23 protein-coding genes and 1 pseudogene are annotated in these 19,902 nt (G+C 76.0%); 18 read left to right on the forward strand and 6 right to left on the reverse strand.

Annotation, left to right across the window (positions count from 1 at the left end; all coding sequences use genetic code 11):
- The first annotated feature begins 2 nt into the window (after positions 1 to 2).
- Positions 3 to 524: a 50S ribosomal protein L17 gene (gene rplQ, locus ACFU5J_RS05600; RefSeq protein ID WP_430574607.1), complete on the forward strand. Its 522-nt coding sequence runs from the start codon at positions 3 to 5 to the stop codon at positions 522 to 524.
- 164 nt (positions 525 to 688) lie between these two features.
- Positions 689 to 1,261: pseudogene (locus ACFU5J_RS05605) on the forward strand (alpha/beta fold hydrolase); the annotation flags it as partial.
- Positions 1,262 to 1,369: 108 nt separating this feature from the next.
- On the opposite strand, the gene ACFU5J_RS05610 reads toward ACFU5J_RS05605, so the two are convergent.
- The gene (locus ACFU5J_RS05610) at positions 1,370 to 2,182 is read right to left on the reverse strand and encodes an ROK family protein (RefSeq protein ID WP_430574608.1); all 813 of its coding nucleotides are present in this window, start codon (positions 2,180 to 2,182) and stop codon (positions 1,370 to 1,372) included.
- Between the two features lie 30 nt (positions 2,183 to 2,212).
- On the opposite strand from ACFU5J_RS05610, the gene truA reads away from it, so the two are divergent.
- A complete protein-coding gene (gene truA, locus ACFU5J_RS05615; RefSeq protein ID WP_430574609.1) occupies positions 2,213 to 3,109 on the forward strand; it encodes a tRNA pseudouridine(38-40) synthase TruA in 897 nt (298 codons plus the stop codon).
- A gap of 34 nt (positions 3,110 to 3,143) precedes the next feature.
- On the opposite strand, the gene ACFU5J_RS05620 is transcribed toward truA, so the two are convergent.
- Positions 3,144 to 3,557, reverse strand: coding sequence for a DUF5709 domain-containing protein (locus ACFU5J_RS05620; RefSeq protein WP_430574610.1), 414 nt, complete (start codon positions 3,555 to 3,557; stop codon positions 3,144 to 3,146).
- A 137-nt stretch (positions 3,558 to 3,694) separates the two neighbouring features.
- Here ACFU5J_RS05620 and ACFU5J_RS05625 point away from each other — a divergent pair, with 137 nt between their 5' ends.
- The 6 genes from ACFU5J_RS05625 (at position 3,695) to ACFU5J_RS05650 (ending at position 8,537) form a co-directional block, all read left to right on the forward strand.
- Complete coding sequence (locus tag ACFU5J_RS05625; protein WP_430578066.1) at positions 3,695 to 4,273, forward strand: DUF937 domain-containing protein; 579 nt, start codon at positions 3,695 to 3,697, stop codon at positions 4,271 to 4,273.
- A gap of 247 nt (positions 4,274 to 4,520) precedes the next feature.
- Positions 4,521 to 4,970 (forward strand): 50S ribosomal protein L13, encoded by a 450-nt coding sequence (gene rplM, locus ACFU5J_RS05630; RefSeq protein ID WP_430574612.1) that lies wholly within the window; start codon positions 4,521 to 4,523, stop codon positions 4,968 to 4,970.
- Between the two features lie 32 nt (positions 4,971 to 5,002).
- A complete protein-coding gene (rpsI, locus tag ACFU5J_RS05635; protein WP_430574613.1) occupies positions 5,003 to 5,491 on the forward strand; it encodes a 30S ribosomal protein S9 in 489 nt (162 codons plus the stop codon).
- 157 nt (positions 5,492 to 5,648) lie between these two features.
- On the forward strand, positions 5,649 to 7,013 hold the full coding sequence (glmM, locus tag ACFU5J_RS05640; protein WP_430575355.1) for a phosphoglucosamine mutase: 1,365 nt from the start codon (positions 5,649 to 5,651) through the stop codon (positions 7,011 to 7,013).
- Positions 7,010 to 7,711 carry a peptide deformylase gene (locus ACFU5J_RS05645; RefSeq protein WP_430578067.1) on the forward strand — a complete coding sequence of 234 codons (702 nt, stop codon included), beginning with the start codon at positions 7,010 to 7,012 and terminating at the stop codon, positions 7,709 to 7,711. Before glmM ends, ACFU5J_RS05645 begins: the two co-directional genes overlap by 4 nt.
- Positions 7,712 to 7,871: 160 nt before the next feature.
- Positions 7,872 to 8,537 (forward strand): DedA family protein, encoded by a 666-nt coding sequence (locus ACFU5J_RS05650; protein ID WP_430574615.1) that lies wholly within the window; start codon positions 7,872 to 7,874, stop codon positions 8,535 to 8,537.
- A 15-nt stretch (positions 8,538 to 8,552) separates the two neighbouring features.
- On the opposite strand, the gene coaA is transcribed toward ACFU5J_RS05650, so the two are convergent.
- The gene (gene coaA / locus ACFU5J_RS05655; protein WP_430575356.1) at positions 8,553 to 9,512 is read right to left on the reverse strand and encodes a type I pantothenate kinase; all 960 of its coding nucleotides are present in this window, start codon (positions 9,510 to 9,512) and stop codon (positions 8,553 to 8,555) included.
- Between the two features lie 159 nt (positions 9,513 to 9,671).
- Between coaA and ACFU5J_RS05660 the strand changes: the two genes are divergently transcribed.
- Complete coding sequence (locus ACFU5J_RS05660; protein WP_430574616.1) at positions 9,672 to 10,019, forward strand: pyrophosphatase; 348 nt, start codon at positions 9,672 to 9,674, stop codon at positions 10,017 to 10,019.
- A gap of 13 nt (positions 10,020 to 10,032) precedes the next feature.
- Here the strand turns inward: ACFU5J_RS05660 and ACFU5J_RS05665 are convergent, their stop codons facing one another.
- The gene (locus ACFU5J_RS05665; RefSeq protein WP_430578068.1) at positions 10,033 to 10,854 is read right to left on the reverse strand and encodes an alpha/beta fold hydrolase; all 822 of its coding nucleotides are present in this window, start codon (positions 10,852 to 10,854) and stop codon (positions 10,033 to 10,035) included.
- 51 nt (positions 10,855 to 10,905) lie between these two features.
- Between ACFU5J_RS05665 and ACFU5J_RS05670 the strand changes: the two genes are divergently transcribed.
- Together ACFU5J_RS05670 and ACFU5J_RS05675 are read left to right on the forward strand one after the other, a co-directional pair.
- On the forward strand, positions 10,906 to 11,256 hold the full coding sequence (locus ACFU5J_RS05670; RefSeq protein WP_380319364.1) for a holo-ACP synthase: 351 nt from the start codon (positions 10,906 to 10,908) through the stop codon (positions 11,254 to 11,256).
- A 45-nt stretch (positions 11,257 to 11,301) separates the two neighbouring features.
- Positions 11,302 to 12,105 (forward strand): aminoglycoside N(3)-acetyltransferase, encoded by an 804-nt coding sequence (locus ACFU5J_RS05675; protein WP_430578069.1) that lies wholly within the window; start codon positions 11,302 to 11,304, stop codon positions 12,103 to 12,105.
- Between the two features lie 51 nt (positions 12,106 to 12,156).
- On the opposite strand, the gene ACFU5J_RS05680 is transcribed toward ACFU5J_RS05675, so the two are convergent.
- Complete coding sequence (locus tag ACFU5J_RS05680; protein WP_430578070.1) at positions 12,157 to 13,212, reverse strand: LLM class F420-dependent oxidoreductase; 1,056 nt, start codon at positions 13,210 to 13,212, stop codon at positions 12,157 to 12,159.
- 57 nt (positions 13,213 to 13,269) lie between these two features.
- On the opposite strand from ACFU5J_RS05680, the gene ACFU5J_RS05685 reads away from it, so the two are divergent.
- Positions 13,270 to 14,871 carry a bifunctional ADP-dependent NAD(P)H-hydrate dehydratase/NAD(P)H-hydrate epimerase gene (locus ACFU5J_RS05685; protein WP_430578126.1) on the forward strand — a complete coding sequence of 534 codons (1,602 nt, stop codon included), beginning with the start codon at positions 13,270 to 13,272 and terminating at the stop codon, positions 14,869 to 14,871.
- Between the two features lie 38 nt (positions 14,872 to 14,909).
- Positions 14,910 to 15,542: an acetyltransferase gene (locus tag ACFU5J_RS05690; RefSeq protein ID WP_430578071.1), complete on the forward strand. Its 633-nt coding sequence runs from the start codon at positions 14,910 to 14,912 to the stop codon at positions 15,540 to 15,542.
- On the opposite strand, the gene ACFU5J_RS05695 is transcribed toward ACFU5J_RS05690, so the two are convergent.
- Positions 15,539 to 16,021, reverse strand: coding sequence for a glutathione peroxidase (locus ACFU5J_RS05695; RefSeq protein WP_430574622.1), 483 nt, complete (start codon positions 16,019 to 16,021; stop codon positions 15,539 to 15,541). The genes ACFU5J_RS05690 and ACFU5J_RS05695 overlap by 4 nt on opposite strands.
- 52 nt (positions 16,022 to 16,073) lie before the next feature.
- Between ACFU5J_RS05695 and ACFU5J_RS05700 the strand changes: the two genes are divergently transcribed.
- The 4 genes from ACFU5J_RS05700 to tsaB all read left to right on the forward strand — a co-directional run bounded on the left by ACFU5J_RS05700 (position 16,074) and on the right by tsaB (position 19,806).
- Positions 16,074 to 17,075 (forward strand): pseudouridine synthase, encoded by a 1,002-nt coding sequence (locus ACFU5J_RS05700; RefSeq protein ID WP_430578072.1) that lies wholly within the window; start codon positions 16,074 to 16,076, stop codon positions 17,073 to 17,075.
- Between the two features lie 74 nt (positions 17,076 to 17,149).
- On the forward strand, positions 17,150 to 18,412 hold the full coding sequence (alr, locus tag ACFU5J_RS05705; RefSeq protein ID WP_430578127.1) for an alanine racemase: 1,263 nt from the start codon (positions 17,150 to 17,152) through the stop codon (positions 18,410 to 18,412).
- Complete coding sequence (tsaE, locus tag ACFU5J_RS05710) at positions 18,409 to 18,960, forward strand: tRNA (adenosine(37)-N6)-threonylcarbamoyltransferase complex ATPase subunit type 1 TsaE (protein WP_430574624.1); 552 nt, start codon at positions 18,409 to 18,411, stop codon at positions 18,958 to 18,960. The genes alr and tsaE overlap by 4 nt, the downstream gene beginning before the upstream one ends.
- Before the next feature lie 114 nt (positions 18,961 to 19,074).
- Positions 19,075 to 19,806, forward strand: a complete 732-nt coding sequence (tsaB, locus tag ACFU5J_RS05715; RefSeq protein ID WP_430574625.1) for a tRNA (adenosine(37)-N6)-threonylcarbamoyltransferase complex dimerization subunit type 1 TsaB — start codon at positions 19,075 to 19,077, stop codon at positions 19,804 to 19,806.
- Positions 19,807 to 19,902 lie beyond the last annotated feature (96 nt).

A 19,902-nucleotide genomic window follows, 5' to 3' on the forward strand; every position in this document is an offset into this window, starting at 1 on the left:
AAATGCCTACCCCCACCAAGGGTCCGCGGCTCGGTGGCAGCCCGGCTCACGAGCGACTGATCCTCGCGAACCTGTCGACGTCGCTCTTCGAGCACGGCCGCATCACCACCACGGAGACGAAGGCGAAGCGCCTGCGCCCCCTGGCCGAGCGCCTCATCACCTTCGCCAAGCGCGGTGACCTGCACGCTCGTCGTCGGGTGCTGACCGTCGTCCGCGACAAGTCCGTGGTGCACACGCTGTTCACCGAGATCGCCCCGGCCATGGCCGAGCGCAACGGTGGCTACACGCGCATCACCAAGATCGGCAACCGCAAGGGCGACAACGCGCCCATGGCGGTCATCGAGCTCGTCACCGAGCCCGTGAGCCCGAAGCAGGCCGTCGTCAAGGAGGCCACGAAGGCCGCCGAGAAGGCTGCCAAGGCCGACGAGAAGCCCGCCAAGGTCGAGGACGAGGCCGCCGTCGAGGCGACCGAGGCCCCCGCCGAGGCCACCGAGGCCCCCGCCGAGGAGTCGAAGGACGCCTGATCCTGGCGCCTGAGCTCTGACGAGAGCACGACGCAGCCCCGCTCCACCCCCGGGTGGTGCGGGGCTCCGTCGTCCCCGGGCCGAGCCCCGTGGCTACCGTGGGGGTCATGGGAGCAGCCGGCGTGCCCGTCGTCCTCGTCCACGGATCGCGGACGTCGCGCACGATGTGGCGACGCCAGCTCGAGGCCCTCGCCGCCGCGGGCGTCCCGGCGGCGGCGATCGACCTCCCCGGGCACGGCGCCCGCCGCGGCGAGCGGTTCACGCTCGACGGCGCGGTGGACGCCGTGCGCGTCGCCGTCGACGCGGCCGGGGGTCGGGCGCTCGTCGTCGGGCTGTCCCTCGGCGGGTACGTCGCCATCGAGCACCGCGCGCGGCACCCCGCGCAGAGCGCCGGCCTCGTGGCCGCGTCGTGCAGCACGGCCACCACGTCGCAGGTGCGCCCGGCGTGGCTGTCCGTGGCCCGGTGGATCGAGGGCTGGCCCGACTCCGGCGAGGGCCTAAACGCGTCCCTCGTCCGCCTCGCGCTCGACGAGGCGAGCGCTCAGGACATGGGGGCGGGCGGCTTCGCGCTGGAGGTCATGAGCGACGTGCTGCGGGAGCTGGCGCCCGCCGACGCGCTCGGGGCGCTGGCCGCGGCGGACAGCCCGGTGTGGATCGTCAACGGCCGGTACGACCACTTCCGGACCCAGGAGCGGGCGTTCGTGGCGGTCGCCCGCGCGGGCGGGGCGCCCGCGCGCCTGGTCGTCGTGCCGCACGCCCGGCACCTCGTGAGCCTCGACGCGCCCGTGGCCTTCTCCCGGGTGGTGCTCGAGGCGGCCGCGGCGCTCGCGCGGGGCGGCCGGTCCTCAGGCGAGCGGCAGGTCCCAGGCCCGCGCGCCGCCGACCAGCGCCGCGGAGTTCGGCACGACGACGACGTCGTCGCCGAGGCGGTCGAGAGCGGCGGGCGTGATCCGGCGCGAGTTGCCGCCGCCGAGGTAGAGCCGGTCCCAGCGGAAGACCGGTCGTAGCCCGTCGACCATCGCGACCACCCGGCGCGACCACAGGCCGTCGCCGAGGCGGCGGCGCTCCGGCTCGCCGATGTACTGGTCGTACGTCGCCCCGCGGCGGAACGGCGCGTGCGACCACTCGAGGTGCGGGGCGAGGCGGCCGCCGTCGAACAGCGCGGAGCCGAGCCCGGTGCCGAGCGTGAGCACGAGCTCCATCCCCGACCCCGCGACGACGCCGGCGCCGTGCACCTCCGCGTCGTTGAGCACCAGGGCGGGCATGCCGAGGCGGCGCGCGAGGGCGCCGCGGACGTCGAAGCTGGCCCAGGCCTCCACGAGCTCGGGCAGCACCCGCGACCGGGGGCCGGACCGGGTGATGTAGTGCGGCGTGTGCACGACGACGCCGTGGCGGATCATGCCCGGCATCCCGAGCGTCGCCCGGTGCGCCGTGGGCAGCCGCCCGGCGATGTCCGCCACGGTCTCCAGGAGCAGCTGCGGGGGCAGCGGGTAGGGCGTCGGCACGCGGACCGGGGTGGCGTGCGCCGTGCCCGCGGAGTCGAGCACGGCGGCCTTGATGCCACCGCCACCGCAGTCGACGGCGAGGGTGAGCACGTCGGCGGGGGTGCCGTCGGGCCGGGGTCCGGGGGTGTGCGCCGTGGCGCCTGAGTCGACCATCACGGGACATCATCCGGCCACAATGGGTCGGTGAGCACGCCGACACCTCCTGCCGACACCCTCCGGGTGCGCCTCGACCTCGCCTACGACGGCACCCGTTTCGCCGGCTGGGCCACCCAGCCGCGCCTGCGCACCGTGCAGGGGACGCTCGAGGACGCCCTCGCGACCATCCTGCGGACGGAGCCGCTCGGCCTGCCCCGGCCGCGGCTGACCGTCGCGGGCCGGACGGACGCCGGCGTGCACGCGCGGGGCCAGGTCGCGCACGTCGACCTCCCGCGCGAGCGGTGGGAGGCCATGCCGGGCCGTTCCGACCGGGAGCCGGGCGTGGCCCTCGCGGACCGCCTCGCGGGCGTCCTGCCGCCCGACGTCGTCGTGCACGGTGCCGCCCCTGCGCCCGACGGCTTCGACGCGCGCTTCTCCGCGCTGCACCGCCGCTACGCCTACCGCGTGGCCGACCGCCCGGCCCTGCGCGACCCGCTGCGCCGGGACTGGGTGCTGTGGAACCGGCGGCCCCTGGACGTGGAGGCGATGCACCGGGCGATGCAGCCGCTCGTCGGGCTGCACGACTTCGCGTCCTTCTGCAAGCCCCGTGAGGGCGCGACGACCATCCGCGAGCTCACCGAGCTGTCGTGGGACCGGCCGACCGGCGGCCCGGACGCGGGGCTGGCCGTGGCGACGGTGCAGGCGGACGCGTTCTGCCACTCGATGGTGCGGGCCCTGGTCGGCATGTCGCTGGCGGTGGGGGAGGGGCGCCGCTCGCCGGACGACCCCGCCGCCGTGCTGGCGGGGCGGTCGAGGTCCGCCGCCGCCGGTGTCGTCGCGGCGCGCGGGCTCGTGCTGGAGCGCGTCGCCTACCCGGACGACGACGAGCTCGCCGCCCGGGCCGAGCGCGTGCGGGCGAGGCGGGACCCGGGCGAGGTCGACTGACGTCGCGGGCCCGGCGGGGGTCGGTCGGGGACGCTCAGGGCTCCTCGACCCAGTGCACGGCGGCCTCCTCGGCGCTGGCCCCGGCGCCGTCGATGCCGGCGTCCTCGCCGTAGAGGTCGTTGTCGCGGCCACCGTCCTCGCCCGGGTCGGCGTCGCGGTCCTCGGTGAGGCGGCCGGCGCGGGTGGTGTCCGGGCGGTCGAGCGGGTCGAGCTCCCAGTAGTCCGGCTGCTCCTCGGCCAGGCGCTGGTCCAGCGGCTCGCCGGCGGACTCCTCCCAGGCCGTCTCGCCCCAGTGGTTCGACCTGGAGCGCTCCAGGGGCGAGTACCCCTCGTCCAGGACGTCGTCCAGGTCGGGGTCCCCGAGGGTGTCCTCGCGGGGGAGCTGGTCCTCGTCGCCCTCGGCCCCCGTCTCGGGGTCCGGGGCCGTGCCGGGTGTCGCGTCGGTCATGCCACCACGGTGCACCCGGAACGGCGCCCCTGCAACGAGGGCCGGGCCCGGCGGGCACCCGGTTGCAGGGCCTCCGGCGGCCGCTAGCGTGGCTCGCAGGTCCGCCCGCCGGGCGCGGCACGACTGAGGAGCCCACCATGGCCGGTGCATCCATCGACGACCTGCTCTCCGAGCTCCCGATCGACCAGATCGCCGGGGAGCTCGGCGTCGACGCCGACCAGGCCCGGCGAGCCGTCGGGGGCGCGCTGCCCGCGCTGTTCGGCGGGCTGAAGGCGAACGCGGACGACCCCGCGGGCGCTCGGTCGCTCGCCGGCGCCCTGAGCCGGCACGACCCCGGCCTGGTGGAGGGCGGGGTCGACGTCGCCCAGGTCGACACCGCCGACGGCGCGAAGATCGTCGACCATGTGTTCGGCGCGCACAAGGACCAGGTCGTGGCGCAGGTGTCGGGGGCCGCGGGCACGGACCCGGGGGTGCTGCAGAAGCTGCTCCCGATCCTCGCGCCGCTCGCGCTGTCGTTCCTGTCCAAGAAGCTCGGCGCAGGCGGTCAGGCGGACGGCTCCGCCGGGTCCGGGGCCGAGAACCCGGCAGCGGGCGGCCTCGGGGACCTGCTCGGCGGGCTGCTCGGCGGCGGGTCGGGCGCCTCGTCCGGCGGGGGGCTCGACGTCGGCGGGGTGCTGGGCAGCCTGGGCGGGCTGCTGGGTGGCGGCCGCCGCTGACCCGGCTCGCGGCCCCGCGCGCGGCCCCGCGCCGGCGTGACGGGGCTCGCTTTGACCCGTGTACCGGACGGCCGCTAAACTGGCTCGTCGTTGTGCTATGCCTCCGGCGTCCCGCGTCGTCAGCGCGCCCACTCGCACCGACGATGCCCCGGCCAGGACGCCACCCGGAGCACCCGCGCACAACAACCTGACTCTTCGGGCGCCGCTTCTCGCCCGACGACACCGAACACGAAAAGGTGACGCAACCGTGCGTACGTACACCCCCAAGCCCGGCGACGTCCAGCGCGACTGGTACGTCGTCGACGCGACCGACGTCGTCCTCGGCCGCCTCGCGAGCCAGGTCGCCACTCTCCTGCGCGGGAAGCACAAGCCGACCTTCGCCCCGCACGTCGACGGCGGTGACTTCGTCATCATCATCAACGCGGACAAGGTCGCCCTGAGCGGCAACAAGCGGGAGACCAAGCTGGCCTACCGCCACTCCGGCTACCCGGGCGGTCTGCGCTCCGTGGCCTACGGCGAGCTCCTCGAGAAGAACCCCGAGCGGGCCGTGGAGAAGGCCGTGCGCGGCATGCTCCCCAAGACCACCCTCGGTCGCGACCAGCTGGGCAAGCTGAAGGTCTACCGCGGCGCGGAGCACCCGCACGCGGCGCAGCAGCCCAAGCCGTTCGAGATCACCCAGGTTTCGCAGCAGGCCTGAGCCGCTGCCGGATGCAAAGCGAAGGATTCACAGTGGCCGAGACCACCGTCGACACCGAGCTGGACGAGAACACGCCCAGCACCTACACCTCTGAGTCCGCCGCGCCCGTCGCGGACGGCGGCCAGTCCATCACCGCTCCCGGCGCGGCCGTCGGTCGCCGCAAGGAGGCCGTGGCGCGCGTGCGCCTCGTCCCCGGCACCGGGACGTGGAAGATCAACGGTCGCACCCTCGAGGACTACTTCCCGAACAAGGTGCACCAGCAGCTCGTCAACTCGCCGCTGAAGCTGGTCGAGGTCGAGGGCCGCTTCGACGTCATCGTCCGCATCTCCGGTGGTGGCCCCTCGGGCCAGGCCGGTGCGGTGCGCCTGGGCATCGCCCGCGCGCTCAACGCGATCGACTCCGAGGCGAACCGCCCCGCGCTGAAGAAGGCCGGCTACCTCACGCGTGACCCGCGTGCGGTCGAGTCCAAGAAGGCCGGTCTCAAGAAGGCCCGCAAGGCGCCTCAGTACTCGAAGCGCTGATCGAGCGCTCCTGTCGACAGGAGCGTCAGCGCAAGGACGGCCCCGTCGGAAGTCTCCGGCGGGGCCGTCCGCACGTCCGGCTACGATCGGTGCGGCGTCCGACCGTGGACGTCGTGGGCGCCAGAGCGGAGCTCCCGCCGCGCCCGGAGGAGGAGACATCGTGCGACTGTTCGGCACCGACGGGGTCCGTGGCCTCGCCAACAGGGACGTCACCGCCGACCTGGCCCTCGGGCTCGGGAGCGCGGCGGCGCACGTCCTCGGCACGTCCGGGGACTTCGCGGGGCACCGCCCGCGCGCCGTGGTGGGTCGTGACCCCCGCGCGTCCGGCGAGTTCCTGTCGGCCGCCGTGAGCGCCGGGCTCGCCAGCTCCGGAGTGGACGTGGTCAACCTCGGCGTGCTGCCCACGCCGGCCCTCGCTCACCTCGTGGGTGCGATGGACATGGACCTCGGCGTGATGATCTCCGCGTCGCACAACGCGATGCCCGACAACGGCATCAAGTTCTTCGCCCGCGGCGGCTACAAGCTGGCCGACCACGTCGAGGACGAGATCGAGGCGCGCCTCGGCCAGGAGTGGGACCGCCCCACCGGCGCCGACGTCGGGCGCATGCGCTCCGACACCGGGATCGCCGCGCAGCAGTACGTGGAGCACCTCGTGGCCAGCATCGGCACGACGCCTGACGTGCGGCCCCTGGAGGGCCTGCGCATCGCCGTCGACGCGGCCAACGGCGCCGCCAGCCAGGTGGGCCCGGAGGCGCTGCGCGAGGCCGGCGCCGACGTCGTCGTCATCAACGCCAGCCCCGACGGCCGCAACATCAACGAGAAGGCCGGCTCCACGCACCCCGAGCAGCTGCAGGCGGTCGTCGTGGCGGCGGAGGCCGACTTCGGCGTCGCGTTCGACGGCGACGCGGACCGCTGCCTCGCCGTCGACCACGGCGGTGTGCTCGTCGACGGGGACCAGATCCTCGGCATCCTCGCCCGTGCGCTCAAGGAGGAGGGGCGGCTGCCCTCGGACACCCTCGTCGTCACGGTGATGAGCAACCTGGGCCTGCTGCTCGCGATGCGCGAGGCCGGCATCGCCACGATCCAGACGGGCGTGGGCGACCGGTACGTGCTCGAGGAGATGCGCGCGCACGGCTACGGCCTCGGCGGCGAGCAGTCGGGCCACATCATCCTGGCCGACCACGCCACGACCGGCGACGGCGTGCTCACCGCCCTGTACCTGGCCGCCCGTGTGAAGTCGAGCGGGCGCCGCCTGGCGGACCTCGCCGGCGACGTCCCGCGCCTCCCGCAGACGCTCGTCAACGTCAAGGGCGTGGACAAGGCGCGCGCGGGCGAGGACGAGGGCGTGCGCGCCGCCGTCGAGCGCGCCGAGGCGCAGCTCGGCGACACCGGCCGCGTGCTGCTGCGCCCGTCCGGCACCGAGCCGCTCGTGCGGGTGATGGTCGAGGCCGCCAGCCAGACGCAGGCCGACGGCGTGGCGAACACGCTCGCCGCCGTCGTGCGCGACCGCCTGGCGCTGTGACCGACCCGGTGACCGACGACGTGACCGGCCCGGCCAACCCCGCCCATGGCGGGCCGGCCGACGAGGCGCTGCGCGCCGCCGTCGTCGACCTGCTGGACCGCGCCGACGCGGCCGGGGACGGGCCGGGCACCGGCATCCTCCCGATCGTGCAGGCCGGCGCCCCTGTCCTGCGGGCCGTCGCCGCCCCGTACACGGGGCAGCTCGGCGACGTGCTGCCGCGCCTCGTCGAGGCGATGCGGCGCACGATGCACGCCGCGCCGGGCGTCGGGCTCGCCGCGCCGCAGATCGGCCTCGGGCTGGCGATCGCCGTCGTCGAGGACGCGGGGACCGAGGCGGACGACCCGCGCGAGCGGACGCCGCTGCCCTTCCGGGTGCTCGTCGACCCGCGGTACGAGCCCGCGCCCGGCCCGGACGGCGAGCCGGAGCGCGCGGCCTTCCACGAGGGCTGCCTGTCGGTCAGCGGCTGGCAGGCCGTCGTGGCGCGCCACCGCCGTGTCCGGCTCACCGGCCGCGACGAGACCGGGGCGCCGATCGACGAGGTCCTCACGGGCTGGCCGGCGCGCATCGTGCAGCACGAGACCGACCACCTCGCGGGCGAGCTCTACCTGGACCACGCGCACCTGCGGACCCTGACGTCGAACGAGAACCTCGTGCGCTACGGCCCGGTCGTGGAGCCGCGCCTTGTGGAACAGGGGTGAACATTCGGCGCTCAGGGTGGAACCGGGGGAATTCCCCATGCAGCCTGTGCCCCGGTTCTGCCTAGGCTGGGACCTGTGACGCCGTCCGGCGTCGAGCGACCGCCGGAGGCCCCCTCCCGGCCGACGAACCGAGGGACAGTTGCTGGAGACTCTGTCGACGATGCTGGGTCAGCTGGAGAGCTGGATCCTCGACCTGGGCGCGTCCGCGTTGATCTACCCGGCCATGTACGTCTTCGCCACGATCGACGGGTTCTTCCCGCCGATCCCCAGCGAGTCGGTGGTCATCACCCTCACCGTCCTGGCGCACACGGAGGGCGTGCCGTGGCTGCCCGGCGTGCTCGCGCTCGCCATCGCCGGCGCATGGACGGGCGACCAGATCGCCTACCAGATCGGCCGCTCCGTCGGCACCGAGCGTTTCGCCTTCCTGCGCTCCGCGCGCGGGCGCAGGTCCGTCGAGTGGGCGCGGCACGCGCTCGACCACCGGGGCGCGTCGTTCATCCTCGCGGCCCGCTACGTGCCCATCGGCCGGGTCGCCGTCAACATGACCGCCGGCGCCGTGGGCTATCCGCGCCGCCGGTTCATGGTCTACTCCGGGATCGCCGCCGTCACGTGGGGCGTCTACTCGATGCTGATCGGTCTGGCGGCCGCGTCCTGGCTCGGCCACAACCCGCTGCTCGCGATGGTGGCCGGCGTGGTCGCCGGCATCCTGCTCGGCGTCCTGGTGGACCAGGTGGTGCAGCGCGTCGCCGGCCCCGCGAAGGTCGTGCCGGTGCCGGCCGACGAGGACGACGACGCCGAGACCGAGCCGACCAGCCGCGCGGCCTGACGCCCCGCGGCCGCCTCAGAGCTTGCGCAGCCGCACCCGCTGCACCGAGTGGTCCGAGCCCTTCGTCAGCACGAGCGTGGCCCGGCCGCGCGTCGGCAGCACGTTGTGCTCCAGGTTCGGCGCGTTGATCGACTCCCAGATGGACAGCGCCCGCTCCGTGGCCTCCGAGTCCGAGAGGTCCGCGTAGCGCCGGAAGTACGACTCCGGCCGGCTGAACGCCGTCTTGCGCAGCTGCAGGAAGCGCTCCACGTACCACTGGCGGATGTTGCGCGTGCGGGCGTCGACGTAGATCGAGAAGTCGAAGAAGTCGCTCACCGCGACCGTCGACTCGTCCACCGCGGACGGGCGCGCCGGCTGCAGCACGTTCAGCCCCTCGACGATGAGGACGTCGGGCTTGCGCACCACGACCTCCTCGCCCGGCACGATGTCGTACACGACGTGCGAGTACACGGGGGCGCGCACCTCCGCCTGCCCCGCCTTGACGCGGGACAGGAACCGGATGAGCGCCCGCCGGTCGTACGACTCCGGGAAGCCCTTGCGGTCCATGATCCCGCGGCGCTGCAGCTCCGCGTTCGGGTACAGGAAGCCGTCCGTGGTGACCAGCTCGACGTGCGGGGTGTCCGGCCAGCGCGCCATCATCTCGCGCAGGATGCGCGCCGTCGTCGACTTCCCGACCGCCACCGAGCCCGCGACCCCGATGACGTACGGCGTGCGCGGCGGCTCCTCGTGCAGGAACGTCGACGTGGCGCGGTGCAGCCCGGCGCTCGCGGCCACGTACAGGTTGAGCAGCCGGGACAGGGGCCGGAAGACGGCGTCCACCTCGGCCAGGTCGATCGGGTCGCCGAGGCCGCGCAGCCGCTCGACGTCGGCGTCGGTCAGCGGGAGCGGGGTCGACGCCGAGAGGCGGCTCCACGCCGCGCGATCGAGGTCGACGTACGGGGACGCCGGCGCGAGCCGGGTCAGGTGCTCGCCCAGCGGCTGCGGTGCGGTGCCGGGTGCGGTGTCGGAGGACTGCGGTGCCACCTGCACGATTCTGCCCGAGTCACCGGTTCGTCCCGCAACTCGGGGCGGGAAACGGGCGTGCCGGGGTGTCGGGCACGACGGGGCGGTCGCCCTCGTCCCTAGGGTGGGGGCGTGGAACTCACGGCGCTGGGCGACGAGGTCGAGATCATCTCGCGGGTGTACGAGCGGAGGTTCGGCGTCGCGCGCACCGACGACTGGCTCGTGCTGAAGCTGCACGAGGAGGTCGGCGAGCTCACGCAGGCCTACCTCGCGCGGTCGGGGCGGTCGCGGGACCGCGGCGAGGGCGACGGCGAGGTCGACGCGGCGTTCCGCGCGGAGCTCGCCGACGTGCTGGCGCAGCTGCTGCTCGTCGCCCGCCGTTTCGACGTCGACCTCGAGGCGGAGGTGGAGCGCAAGTGGTTCCGCTGGCGCCACCTGGTGGAGCCGCAGGACGAGGCGGGTGTCCGCCCGCCGGGCTGAGCCCGCGGCGCGGTCACCCGGCCGCGCCCGCCTCCTCGACGCGGTCGAGCCACTCGCGGACGAGGGCGTCGAACAGCTCCGGCTGCTCGATCTGCAGGTTGTGCCCGGCGCGGTCCAGCACGGCGAACGTGGCGCGCGGGTAGTGCTCGAGGAGCCGCCAGGCGTCGCGGTAGCCGGTGACGGCGTCCTGCCGGCCGAGCAGCAGGAGCGCCGGCCGGTCGTAGGGGCGCGGCTCGACCGGGAACGTGCCCGCGTAGTGCGCCCCGACCTGGCGGACCGTCTCCGGGTCGGCGGCCTCCAGCCCCGGGGTCACCTCCGCCTGCGTGCGGCGCCAGGTCTCCGGGGTCTGCACCACGCCGACGTCCTCCGCATCGAGGGCTGCCGCGCCGACGTCGCGCAGCAGGCCGGCGTCGCGGACCAGCACCCGGTGCGGCGGGACGTCGCGCCGCTCGTGCTCCGGCACGACCAACGGGCACACGAGCGCGAGCCCACGGACCCGCTCCGGGTCGGCGGCCACGAGCCCGCGCGCCAGGTAGCCGCCGTACGACTCGCCCACCACGACGTAGGGCCCGGGCACGAGCCGGTCGATCGTGGCGCGGACCGCGGCCAGCACGTCGTCGGTGGACCCGACCCCCGACGGCGGGCTGGCGCCCATCCCGGGCAGGTCGAGGTAGACGCGGCGCCAGCCCGGACGGGCGGCGAAGGCGCTCTCGAACGGCGTGAGCATGAGGCGGTGGTCCACGGGGAACCCGTGCAGCAGCACCACGGTCGGCGTGCCGGGCGCCGCGGCCGCGCCCCGCTCGACGTGGTGGAGCGGGGCGGGGAGGTCGGTCATGGCGGGCACGGTAGGTGACGGCACCGACAGCCGCGGACCTAGGCTGTGCGCATGATCATCGGCGTGGGCATCGACGTGGTGGACGTCGCCCGGTTCATGGCGACCGTCGAGCGGGTGCCGCGCCTGCGGGAGAAGCTCTTCACCGAGGCGGAGCGGGACCTCCCGGCGTCGTCCCTCGCGGCCCGGTTCGCCGCGAAGGAGGCCATCGCCAAGGCCCTGGGCGCCCCCGGCGACCTGCACTGGCACGACGCCACCGTGCACCGCGTGATCGGCGGGCCCCCGGAGGTCGAGTTGCGCGGCACCGTGCAGGCGCGGGCCGACGAGCTCGGCGTGAAGGCCTGGCACCTGTCCATCTCCCACGACGCCGGCATCGCCTCCGCCATGGTGGTCGCGGAGGGCTGACGGAGCCGGCGGGCCGGTGTCGGAGCCGTACGGCACGATCGGCGCATGGTGACATCCGAGGCACTGGGCCGCGACGAGATCCTCGACGGCTGGCGCGCGCTCGGTGTCCGCGCCGGGGACGTGCTCCTGGTGCACGCGTCCCTGTCCGCCTTCGGGCCCGTCGCCGGGGGTGCGGCCACCGTCGTCGAGAGCCTGTGCGAAGCGGTGGGTGTCTCGGGCACGCTGGTCATGCCGGCGTTCACGCCGCAGATCGCGGACCCGGACCCGACGGTTCCCGGGCCGCCGACGCCGGACGTGCGGGCCAGGCGCGACGCCGTGCCCCTGTTCACCCCCGCGACGCCCAGCCGGATGGGTGCGGTCGCGGAGGAGCTCCGGACGCGCGAGGGCACGCTGCGCAGCAGCCACCCCCAGGTGTCGGTCGTGGCTCACGGCCCGGCCGCGTCGCGCGTGGTGGCGCGCCAGAGCCTGGCCTACGGGGTCGGGGAGTCGTCGCCGTTCGGAGCGGTCCGTGCGCTCGGCGGTCGTGTCCTCCTGATCGGCGTCGGCCACAACCGCAACACGTTCCTGCACCACGCCGAGGGGCGCACCCCGCACCACCGCCGCAAGCTGCGCCGCTTCCCGACGCTGGTCGCGGGGGAGCGGGCCTGGGTCGAGACCGCGGACGTCGCGGACGACCTGGACACGCTGTTCCCCGTCGTCGGGGCGGAGTTCGAGGCGCGGGGGACGACCGCGACGCTCACCGTGGGTGGCGCCGTCTGCCGGTTGTTCGACGCCGACGAGCTGGTGCGGTTCGCGACCGGACGGTTCGACGAGCTGCTCCGCCCCGGGGTCGCCGAGCCCGCCGTCTGACGACGACGCGGTCCCCCGCCCGCGGAGCCGCGGGCAGGGGACCGGCCGAGGTCAGTCCTGCAGGGCTGGGATGACCTGCCGCTGGAACAGCTCGATCCCGTCGCGGTCGGCCGCGGCGTTCGGGAAGTACGTGATCGCGTACGTCATGCCGCGGGCCTTGAGGTCCGTCAGCTTCTCCACGATCTGCTCGGGCGTCCCGACGAGCGGACCGTTGCGCCAGCTCGCGATCTCGCCCTCGCCGCGCTCGCCGGGGGCGTGCTTGCGGAAGTGCGACTCGATCCACGCGAACCGGTCGTCGATCTCGGCCTGGTTCTCCCCGATGACCACGTTGTAGTCGGCCGACCGGGTGATCTCGCCGAAGTCGCGGCCGAGGTCGCGGCAGTGCTGCTCGAGCACGGACGACTTGTGCGTGAAGCCCTCGGGCGACCCGTCGAAGTTCGTGTACTGCGCGAACCGCGCCGCGATGCGGAGCGTCTTCTTCTCGCCGCCGCCCGCGACCCACACGGGGATGCTCGGCACCTCGGCGCCGCCGTCGCCCACCGGCAGCCGCTGCAGGGGCTGCGGGTAGCAGAGAGCGCCGTCCACCTGGTACGTCTCGCCGTCGAACGTCCCGGACGACCCGGTGCGCCACATCTGCGTGATGATCTGCAGGCCCTCGTCGAGGGCGCGCAGCCGTTCGCCCGCCCGCGGGAAGCCGTAGCCGTACGCGCGCCACTCGTGCTCGTACCAGCCGGCGCCGATGCCGAGCTGGGCCCGGCCGCCGGAGATCGCGTCCACCGTGGACGCGACCTTCGCCAGGTAGGCCGGGTTCCGGTACGACATGCACGTGCACATCTGGCCCAGCTTCACGCGCTGGGACGCGGCCGCGAACGCCGCCATGAGCGTCCACGCCTCGTGCGTGGCCTCGGTGCTGGGGATCGGGACGGTGTGAAAATGGTCGTAGACCCAGACGGAGTCCCAGGCCCACGGGCCTCCGGGGAGGGGCTCCCCGGCCGCGGCGTTGTCGGCGTAGTGGAGGAGAGACAGCATCGTCTCCCAGTGCTGTTCCGGGGGGACGTCGGTGAGCGAGTGGCGCCAGCCCTGCGGGATGAAGAGTCCGAATCGCATGGGTGTGAGCCTATGCCCCACCTGCGACGTCAGGGCGGGAACGGCAGGATGCGTCTCATGATCCCGTCGTGGCCCGCGTCCGCCGTCCGTGCCGCCGAGGAGCCGCTGCTGGCGGCGGGCGTGCCCCTGATGGAGCGGGCGTCGTTCGCCCTGGCGACGCAGGTCGTGCGGGACGTGGCGGCGCGCCGTGGCCCGGTGCGTGGCGCGCGGGTCGTGCTGCTGGTGGGCGCGGGGAACAACGGCGGTGACGCGCTGCACGCGGGCGCGGTGCTGGCGCGGCGCGGGCTGGCGGTCACCGCCGTGCTGGTCGCCGAGCGGTTCCATGCCGGCGGCCGCGCGGCGCTGGAGCGCGCGGGCGGGCGAGTCATGGAGCTGTTCGCCGCCCCCGGGGGCCTGGGCGCGGCGGCCGAGGCGGCCGCGCGGGCCGACGCCGTCCTCGACGGCCTGGTGGGCATCGGCGCCCGCGGCCCGCTGCGGGGGCTCGCCGCCGACCTCGTGAGCGCGGTCGCGGGGGCGATCGAGGAGCGAGCTCGCCCCGGGGCCGCGGTCACCACGTCCGGTCGGGGCCGGCCGTGGGTGGTGGCGGTCGACGTGCCCTCGGGCGTCGGGGTGGACGACGGCGCGGTGGCCGGACCGGTGCTCGCGGCCGACCGCACCGTGACGTTCGGCGCCGCCAAGCCGGGGCTGCTGCTGCCGCCGGCGGCCGCGCTCGCCGGGGAGCCGAGCGTCGTCGACCTCGGCCTGAGCCTGCCGGGGGACCCTGCGGTGCGCACCCTCGAGCCGGCCGACGTCGCGCGGTCGTGGCCGGTGCCGGGGCCCGAGGACCACAAGTACACCCGCGGCGTGGTCGGCGTCGTCGCGGGCACGGCGACGTACCCCGGCGCGGCGGTGCTCGCGACCACCGCCGCGGTGCGGGCGGGCGCGGGGATGGTGCGCTACCGCGGGTCGGGGCCGGTGGCCGGGCGGGTGCTGACCGCTCGCCCCGAGGTCGTCACCGCGCCCGGGCGGGTGCAGGCGTGGGTGGTCGGGCCGGGCGTGCCGGGCGGGCCGGAGGCCGCGCACGACGGCGAGGACACCGGCCAGGACGACGGGCAGCACGAGCGGGGCCGGGCGGGGCTCGCGGCCGCGGCGGGCCGCCTCGCCGGGACGGCGGGCGCGCCCGTGCCCGCGGTCGTCGACGCGGGCGGCCTCGGCCTGCTCGACGAGCGGGTGCCGCCGTGGTTCGTGCTCACGCCGCACGCGGGCGAGCTCACGTCGCTGCTGCGCTCGCGGGGCGAGGACGTGCGCCGCCCCGACGTCGAGGCCGAGCCCCTGCGCTGGGCCCGCCGGGCCCACGAGCTGACGGGCGCGACGGTGCTCCTCAAGGGCGGGGTGACCGTCGTCGTCGGGGAGGGCGTGGCGTACGCGCAGGCCGACGGGCCCGCATGGCTCGCGGCGGCGGGCGCCGGCGACGTGCTGGCCGGCGTCCTGGGCGCGATGCTCGCGGCCCGCTCGACGGAGGCGGTCGAGCGCCCGGCGCTCGCGGCCGAGGTGGCGGCCGCCGCGGCGCTCGTGCACGGCCGCGCCGCGCACCGCGCCAACCCGGGCGGCCCCGTGGCCGCCCTCGACGTCGCCGACGCCGTGCCGGCCGAGGTCGCGGCGCTGCTCGACGCCCGGTGAGCCGTCCCGCCGCGGGGCCGCCGCTACGCTGCGCCCCGATGACGACGAACCAGAACGCCGTGCGGGTCCTGCGCTCCGACGACCCCGAGGCCGCCCGGCTGCTGGACCTCGGCGCGCGCGTCGAGTCCGAGTCGTGGGGCGCCCGCCTCACCGTCACGCCGGAGGTGCTGGCCGGCTGCCGCGCGGCCGTCGACGCCGCCCGGTCGGCGGGCTGGGCGGTCCGCGCCCTCGCGCCGGAGGAGGCCGCGGCGCTCGTCGCGCTCGACACCACCGCCGCGGCGGACTACCCCGTGACGGCCGCCACCACGCACGACGTGCCCGACGCCGCGGGCCTCGCCACCGCGCTGGCGGCGGGGGAGCGCTGGGCCTTCGGGGCGTTCGCCGCCGACGGCCGGCTCGACGCCGCGACGGTGCTGTACCCCGAGCGCGACCGGGTCGACATCGACCTCACCGTGACGCGCGCGGCCGCGCGGCGCCGCGGGCTGGCGACCGCCGTCAAGGGGGCGGCCGTCCTCGCGCTCGCCGACGCCGGGCACACCCTCTTCGGCACCGGGGGCGCCGGGGACAACGTGGCGTCGCGGCGCGCGAACGAGGCGCTGGGCTACGTGGTCACCGAGCGCTGGCTGCACCTGCGGGTGCGGTCGGCGGACCGGGCCGGGGCCGCCGACTAGCGGGGCAGCCCCTTCTCGATGAGGGCGACGATCTCCGGGGCGTCGGGCACGGTCTGCGGGGAGAAGCGGTGCACGTCGGCGCCCGGCAGCACGAGGAACTTCTCGAAGTTCCACCGCACGCGCCCGTCGTGCCCGCCGTCGTCGGGCGTCTTCTTCAGCTCGACGAACAGCGGGTGCGCGTGCCGCCCGTTGACCCGGACCTTGGAGACCACGGGGAACGTGACGCCGTAGGTGGTGGAGCAGAACTCGGCGATCTTCTCGTCGGTGGACAGCTCCTGCAGGAACTGGTTCGAGGGGAAGCCGAGCACCGTGAAGCCGCGGTCGGCGTAGTCCTTCTGCAGCTGCTCCAGCGCCTCGTACTGCGGGGTGAGCCCGCACCGCGAGGCGACGTTGACCACCAGCACGACGTCGTCGCGGTGCTCCGCGAGGGTCGTCGTCGTGCCGTCCATGCGCTCGAACGGGATGTCGTAGAGGCTCATGCGCCCATCATGCCCCCGCACCCCGAGAGCCGGGAGCCGGGAGAATGGGGCCGTGCCTCCCAGCCCCCGCCCGCACCGCCCGCCGCTGCCGGTGCGCGACGGGCTCAACCCGACGCGGCTCGTGCTGCCCCACGACGCGGCGAGCACCGCCCGGTTCGCGACGGCCGCGCAGTACCTGCTGGAGCGGTTCGCGCACGACGCCGACCGGCTGCGCGAGAAGCTGGCCGCCGGCGAGGTGGTGACGGGGGAGGGCGCCGTCGTCGACGACGCCACCCCCTACCAGCCGCGCGGCTTCCTCTACCTGTACCGCGACCCGCCCGCCGACGAGCCCGAGGTGCCCGCGCTCGCGGAGCTCGAGGTGCTGCACCGCGACGACGACCTGCTGGTGGTCGACAAGCCGCACCTGGTCGCGACGATGCCGCGCGGGCGGTGGGTGACGCGCACCGTGCTGGTGCACCTGCGCGCCACGCTCGACCTGCCGGAGCTGGTGCCCGCGCACCGCCTGGACCGGCCCACCGCGGGCGTGCTGGTGCTCACCGTGCGCCCCGAGGCGCGCGGCCCGTACCAGACGGCGTTCCAGGACCGCGCCGTGCGCAAGGTGTACGAGGCGGTGGCGGCGCTGCCCGCGCCGGGCAGCCCGCTCGACGTGGACGGCACCACGACAGTCCGCTCGCGCATCGTCAAGCACCGCGGCGTGGTGCGGGCGCAGGAGGAGGCGGGGGAGCCGAACGCCGAGTCGCGGGTGACGCTCGTCGCGCGGGACGACGCCCGCGGGCTGGGCCTCTACCGGCTGGAGCCGCACACGGGCAGGACGCACCAGCTGCGCCTGCACATGGCGTCCCTGGGCCTGCCGCTGCTGCACGACACGTTCTGGCCGGAGCTGCGCGAGGACGCGCCCGACGACCCGGCGCGGCCCCTGCAGCTGCTCTCGCGCTCGCTGGCGTTCGTCGACCCGCTCAGCGGCGAGCCGCGGGAGTTCCGCTCGCGGCGGCGGCTCGCGGAGTGGCCCGGGGCCCCCGACGGGGGCGACGGCGGGAACCCGGTCGCGCGGTGAGAGAATCGGTGATCGTGAGCACCGAGGTCCCCTCCGAGGTCCCGACCGCCCCCACGGGTGACGCCGCCGTGGACCTGCCCTTCCCCGCCGACGCCCTCGCGCGCGCCGTCGTCGACCTGTCGGCCGTGCGCGACAACGTGCGGGCGCTGGCGGGGCACGCGCCGACCGCCGCGGTGATGGCCGTGGTCAAGGCGGACGGCTACGGGCACGGCATGCTCCCGGTGGCGCGGGCGGCGCTCGCGGGCGGGGCCACGTGGCTCGGCACCGCGGTGCCCGCCGAGGCGCTCGCGCTGCGCGCCGGCGGGATCACGCCGGCGGACTCCCGCGTCCTCACCTGGCTCGCGGCCCCCGGCGCGCCGTTCGACCGGCTGGTCGCCGCGGGCGTGGACGTGGGCGTCGCGGCGCCCTGGGCGCTGGACGAGGTGGCCGCCGGGGCGCGCGCCGCGGGCGTTCCCGCGCGGGTGCACCTCAAGGTCGACACGGGCCTCGGGCGCAGCGGGATCACGCCCGCGGACCTGCCGGACGTCGTGCGGCGCGCGGCCGCGCTGGAGGCCGAGGGCGTGCTGCGCGTGGTGGGCGTGATGTCCCACCTGGCGTGCGCGGACGACCCCGGGCACCCGTCGATCGCCCTCCAGGCCGCGGCCTTCGACGACGCCGTCCGCGTCGTCGAGGGCGCCGGGCTGAGCCTGGAGGTGCGCCACCTCGCCAACTCGGCGGCCGTGCTCACCGACCCGCGCCTGCACCACGACCTCGTGCGTCCCGGCGTCGCGGTCTACGGGCACTCGCCCGTGCCGCAGCTCGGCGCGCCCGGCGACTACGGGCTGCGGGGCGCGATGACCCTCCAGGCCCGGCTCGCGACGGTCAAGGACGTGCCCGCCGGTCACGGCGTGTCGTACGGGCACCACTACACGACGCCGCGGGCCACGCGCCTCGGCGTGGTGCCGCTGGGCTACGCGGACGGCATCCAGCGGCACGCGTCGGGCGGCGACCTCGGCGCCGGCGGTCCGGTGGCCGTCGGCGGGGGCGGCCCGGCGGGGGCGGGCGAGGCGCGCGTGCTGCGGGTCGCGGGCCGCGTCTGCATGGACCAGTTCGTCCTCGACCTCGGCCCCGACGCGCCGGAGCGCGCGGGGGACGTCGTGACGCTGTTCGGGGAGTCCGACGGCGTCGAGCGCGGCGCGGCCCGGCCGAACGCCGAGGACTGGGCCCGCGCCGCGGGCACCATCAGCTACGAGATCGTCACGGGCATCGGAGCGCGCGCCGCGCGCGTGTACACGGGGCTCGACACGGCGGCCGTCGCGGCGGCCGACACGGAGACCAGGAAGGAAGTGCAGCGGTGAGCGACGTCGTCGTGCGGACGGAGACGGACCTGCCGGACGCGGAGGCCACCCGCGCGCTGGGGGCGGCCCTGGCGGGCGTGCTCCGGGCGGGGGACCTCGTGATCCTCACGGGCGACCTGGGGGCGGGCAAGACGACGCTCACCCAGGGCCTCGGGGCCGCGCTGGGCGTGCGGGGCCAGGTGGCGTCGCCCACGTTCATCGTGGCGCGCGAGCACCCGCCGCTGCCCCGGGAGGACGGCACCCGCGGGCCCGCTCTCGTGCACGTGGACGCGTACCGCCTCGGCAGCCTCGACGAGCTGGACGCCCTCGACCTGGACTCCTCGCTCGAGGAGTCGGTGACGGTCGTCGAGTGGGGCCGCGGCCTGGCCGAGGCGCTCACGGAGGACCGCCTGGAGATCGACCTGGAGCGCCCGCGCGGCCGCGCCGCCGACGCGTCCGCCGCCGACGCCGAGGAGGCCGACCCGGGCGCCGGCACCCGGCACGCGACCCTGCGCGGCCTCGGTGACCGCTGGGCCGGCGTCGACCTCGCGGCGCTCGCCGCGCGCTGACCCTGCCAGGGGCATCGAGCGTGCTGGCTTGATCCTCAAACCTCAGGTTTGAGGATCAAGTCAGCACGCTCGATGCGTCCCGCGGTCGGTCCGGGGGAACCGTAGGCTGGGGCCGTGGCAGTTCTCGCTCTAGACACGTCCGCAGCCGTCGCCGTCGCACTCGTCGACGAGACGGGCGCCCGGCTCGCCTCGCGCTCGGCCGACGAGCGTCGCCGGCACGCCGAGTCGCTCGGCCCGCTCGTCGCCGAGGTGCTCGACGAGGCCGGGCTCGACCGCTCGGCCCTCACCGCCGTCGTCGCCGGCACCGGGCCCGCGCCGTTCACCGGCCTGCGGGTCGGGCTCGTCACCGCGCGCACCCTCGCCCTGAGCCTCGGGATCGACGTGCTCGGCGTGCCGAGCATCGACGCGGTCGCCGTGCAGGCGGTCGCCGACCTGGGCCTGACGCCGGGCGACGAGGTGCTCGTGGCGACCGACGCGCGCCGCAAGGAGGTCTACTGGGCGCACTACCGCGTCGTCGCGCACGAGGGCCCGCACGGCGTGCCGGTCGTCGAGACGCTCGCGGGCCCGGGCGTGGACAAGGCCGCGGAGGTCGGGGCGCGCCTCGAGGACGCCCCGACGGACGGCCGCCTGGTCGTCGTGGGGGAGGGCGCCACGCTGTACCCCGAGCACCTGCCCGCCGACGAGGACGCCCCGCTCGTGCCCGACGCCGCGGTCCTGGCCCGGCTCGCGCTCGCCCGCCGGGCCGCCGGCGAGGACCTGCCCACCGAGCCGCTGTACCTGCGCCGGCCCGACGTGCAGGAGCCCGCTCCGGCCCGCCTCGTGCCCGCCACCGGGAGCCCGGCGTGACCACGGACCAGCCGGCCGCCGAGCCGGCCGCTGAGCCGTCCGCCGAGCCGGCCGCCACGCCGGAGGCCGGGCCCGCGGCGCCCGACGCCGGCGGCC

This window comes from Isoptericola sp. NPDC057559, from assembly GCF_042801555.1.
Lineage (GTDB): Bacteria > Actinomycetota > Actinomycetes > Actinomycetales > Cellulomonadaceae > Isoptericola.

Bases quoted from the DNA above. Each gene is read 5' to 3' on its own strand.
- rplQ (WP_430574607.1), top strand. From the start codon at position 3: ATGCCTACCCCCACCAAGGGTCCGCGGCTCGGTGGCAGCCCGGCTCAC.
- ACFU5J_RS05610 (WP_430574608.1), bottom strand. From the start codon at position 2,182: ATGGTCGACTCAGGCGCCACGGCGCACACCCCCGGACCCCGGCCCGAC.
- ACFU5J_RS05620 (WP_430574610.1), bottom strand. From the start codon at position 3,557: ATGACCGACGCGACACCCGGCACGGCCCCGGACCCCGAGACGGGGGCC.
- ACFU5J_RS05625 (WP_430578066.1), top strand. From the start codon at position 3,695: ATGGCCGGTGCATCCATCGACGACCTGCTCTCCGAGCTCCCGATCGAC.
- ACFU5J_RS05650 (WP_430574615.1), top strand. From the start codon at position 7,872: ATGCTGGGTCAGCTGGAGAGCTGGATCCTCGACCTGGGCGCGTCCGCG.
- ACFU5J_RS05665 (WP_430578068.1), bottom strand. From the start codon at position 10,854: ATGACCGACCTCCCCGCCCCGCTCCACCACGTCGAGCGGGGCGCGGCC.
- ACFU5J_RS05670 (WP_380319364.1), top strand. From the start codon at position 10,906: ATGATCATCGGCGTGGGCATCGACGTGGTGGACGTCGCCCGGTTCATG.
- ACFU5J_RS05675 (WP_430578069.1), top strand. From the start codon at position 11,302: ATGGTGACATCCGAGGCACTGGGCCGCGACGAGATCCTCGACGGCTGG.
- ACFU5J_RS05680 (WP_430578070.1), bottom strand. From the start codon at position 13,212: ATGCGATTCGGACTCTTCATCCCGCAGGGCTGGCGCCACTCGCTCACC.
- ACFU5J_RS05685 (WP_430578126.1), top strand. From the start codon at position 13,270: ATGATCCCGTCGTGGCCCGCGTCCGCCGTCCGTGCCGCCGAGGAGCCG.
- ACFU5J_RS05690 (WP_430578071.1), top strand. From the start codon at position 14,910: ATGACGACGAACCAGAACGCCGTGCGGGTCCTGCGCTCCGACGACCCC.
- ACFU5J_RS05695 (WP_430574622.1), bottom strand. From the start codon at position 16,021: ATGAGCCTCTACGACATCCCGTTCGAGCGCATGGACGGCACGACGACG.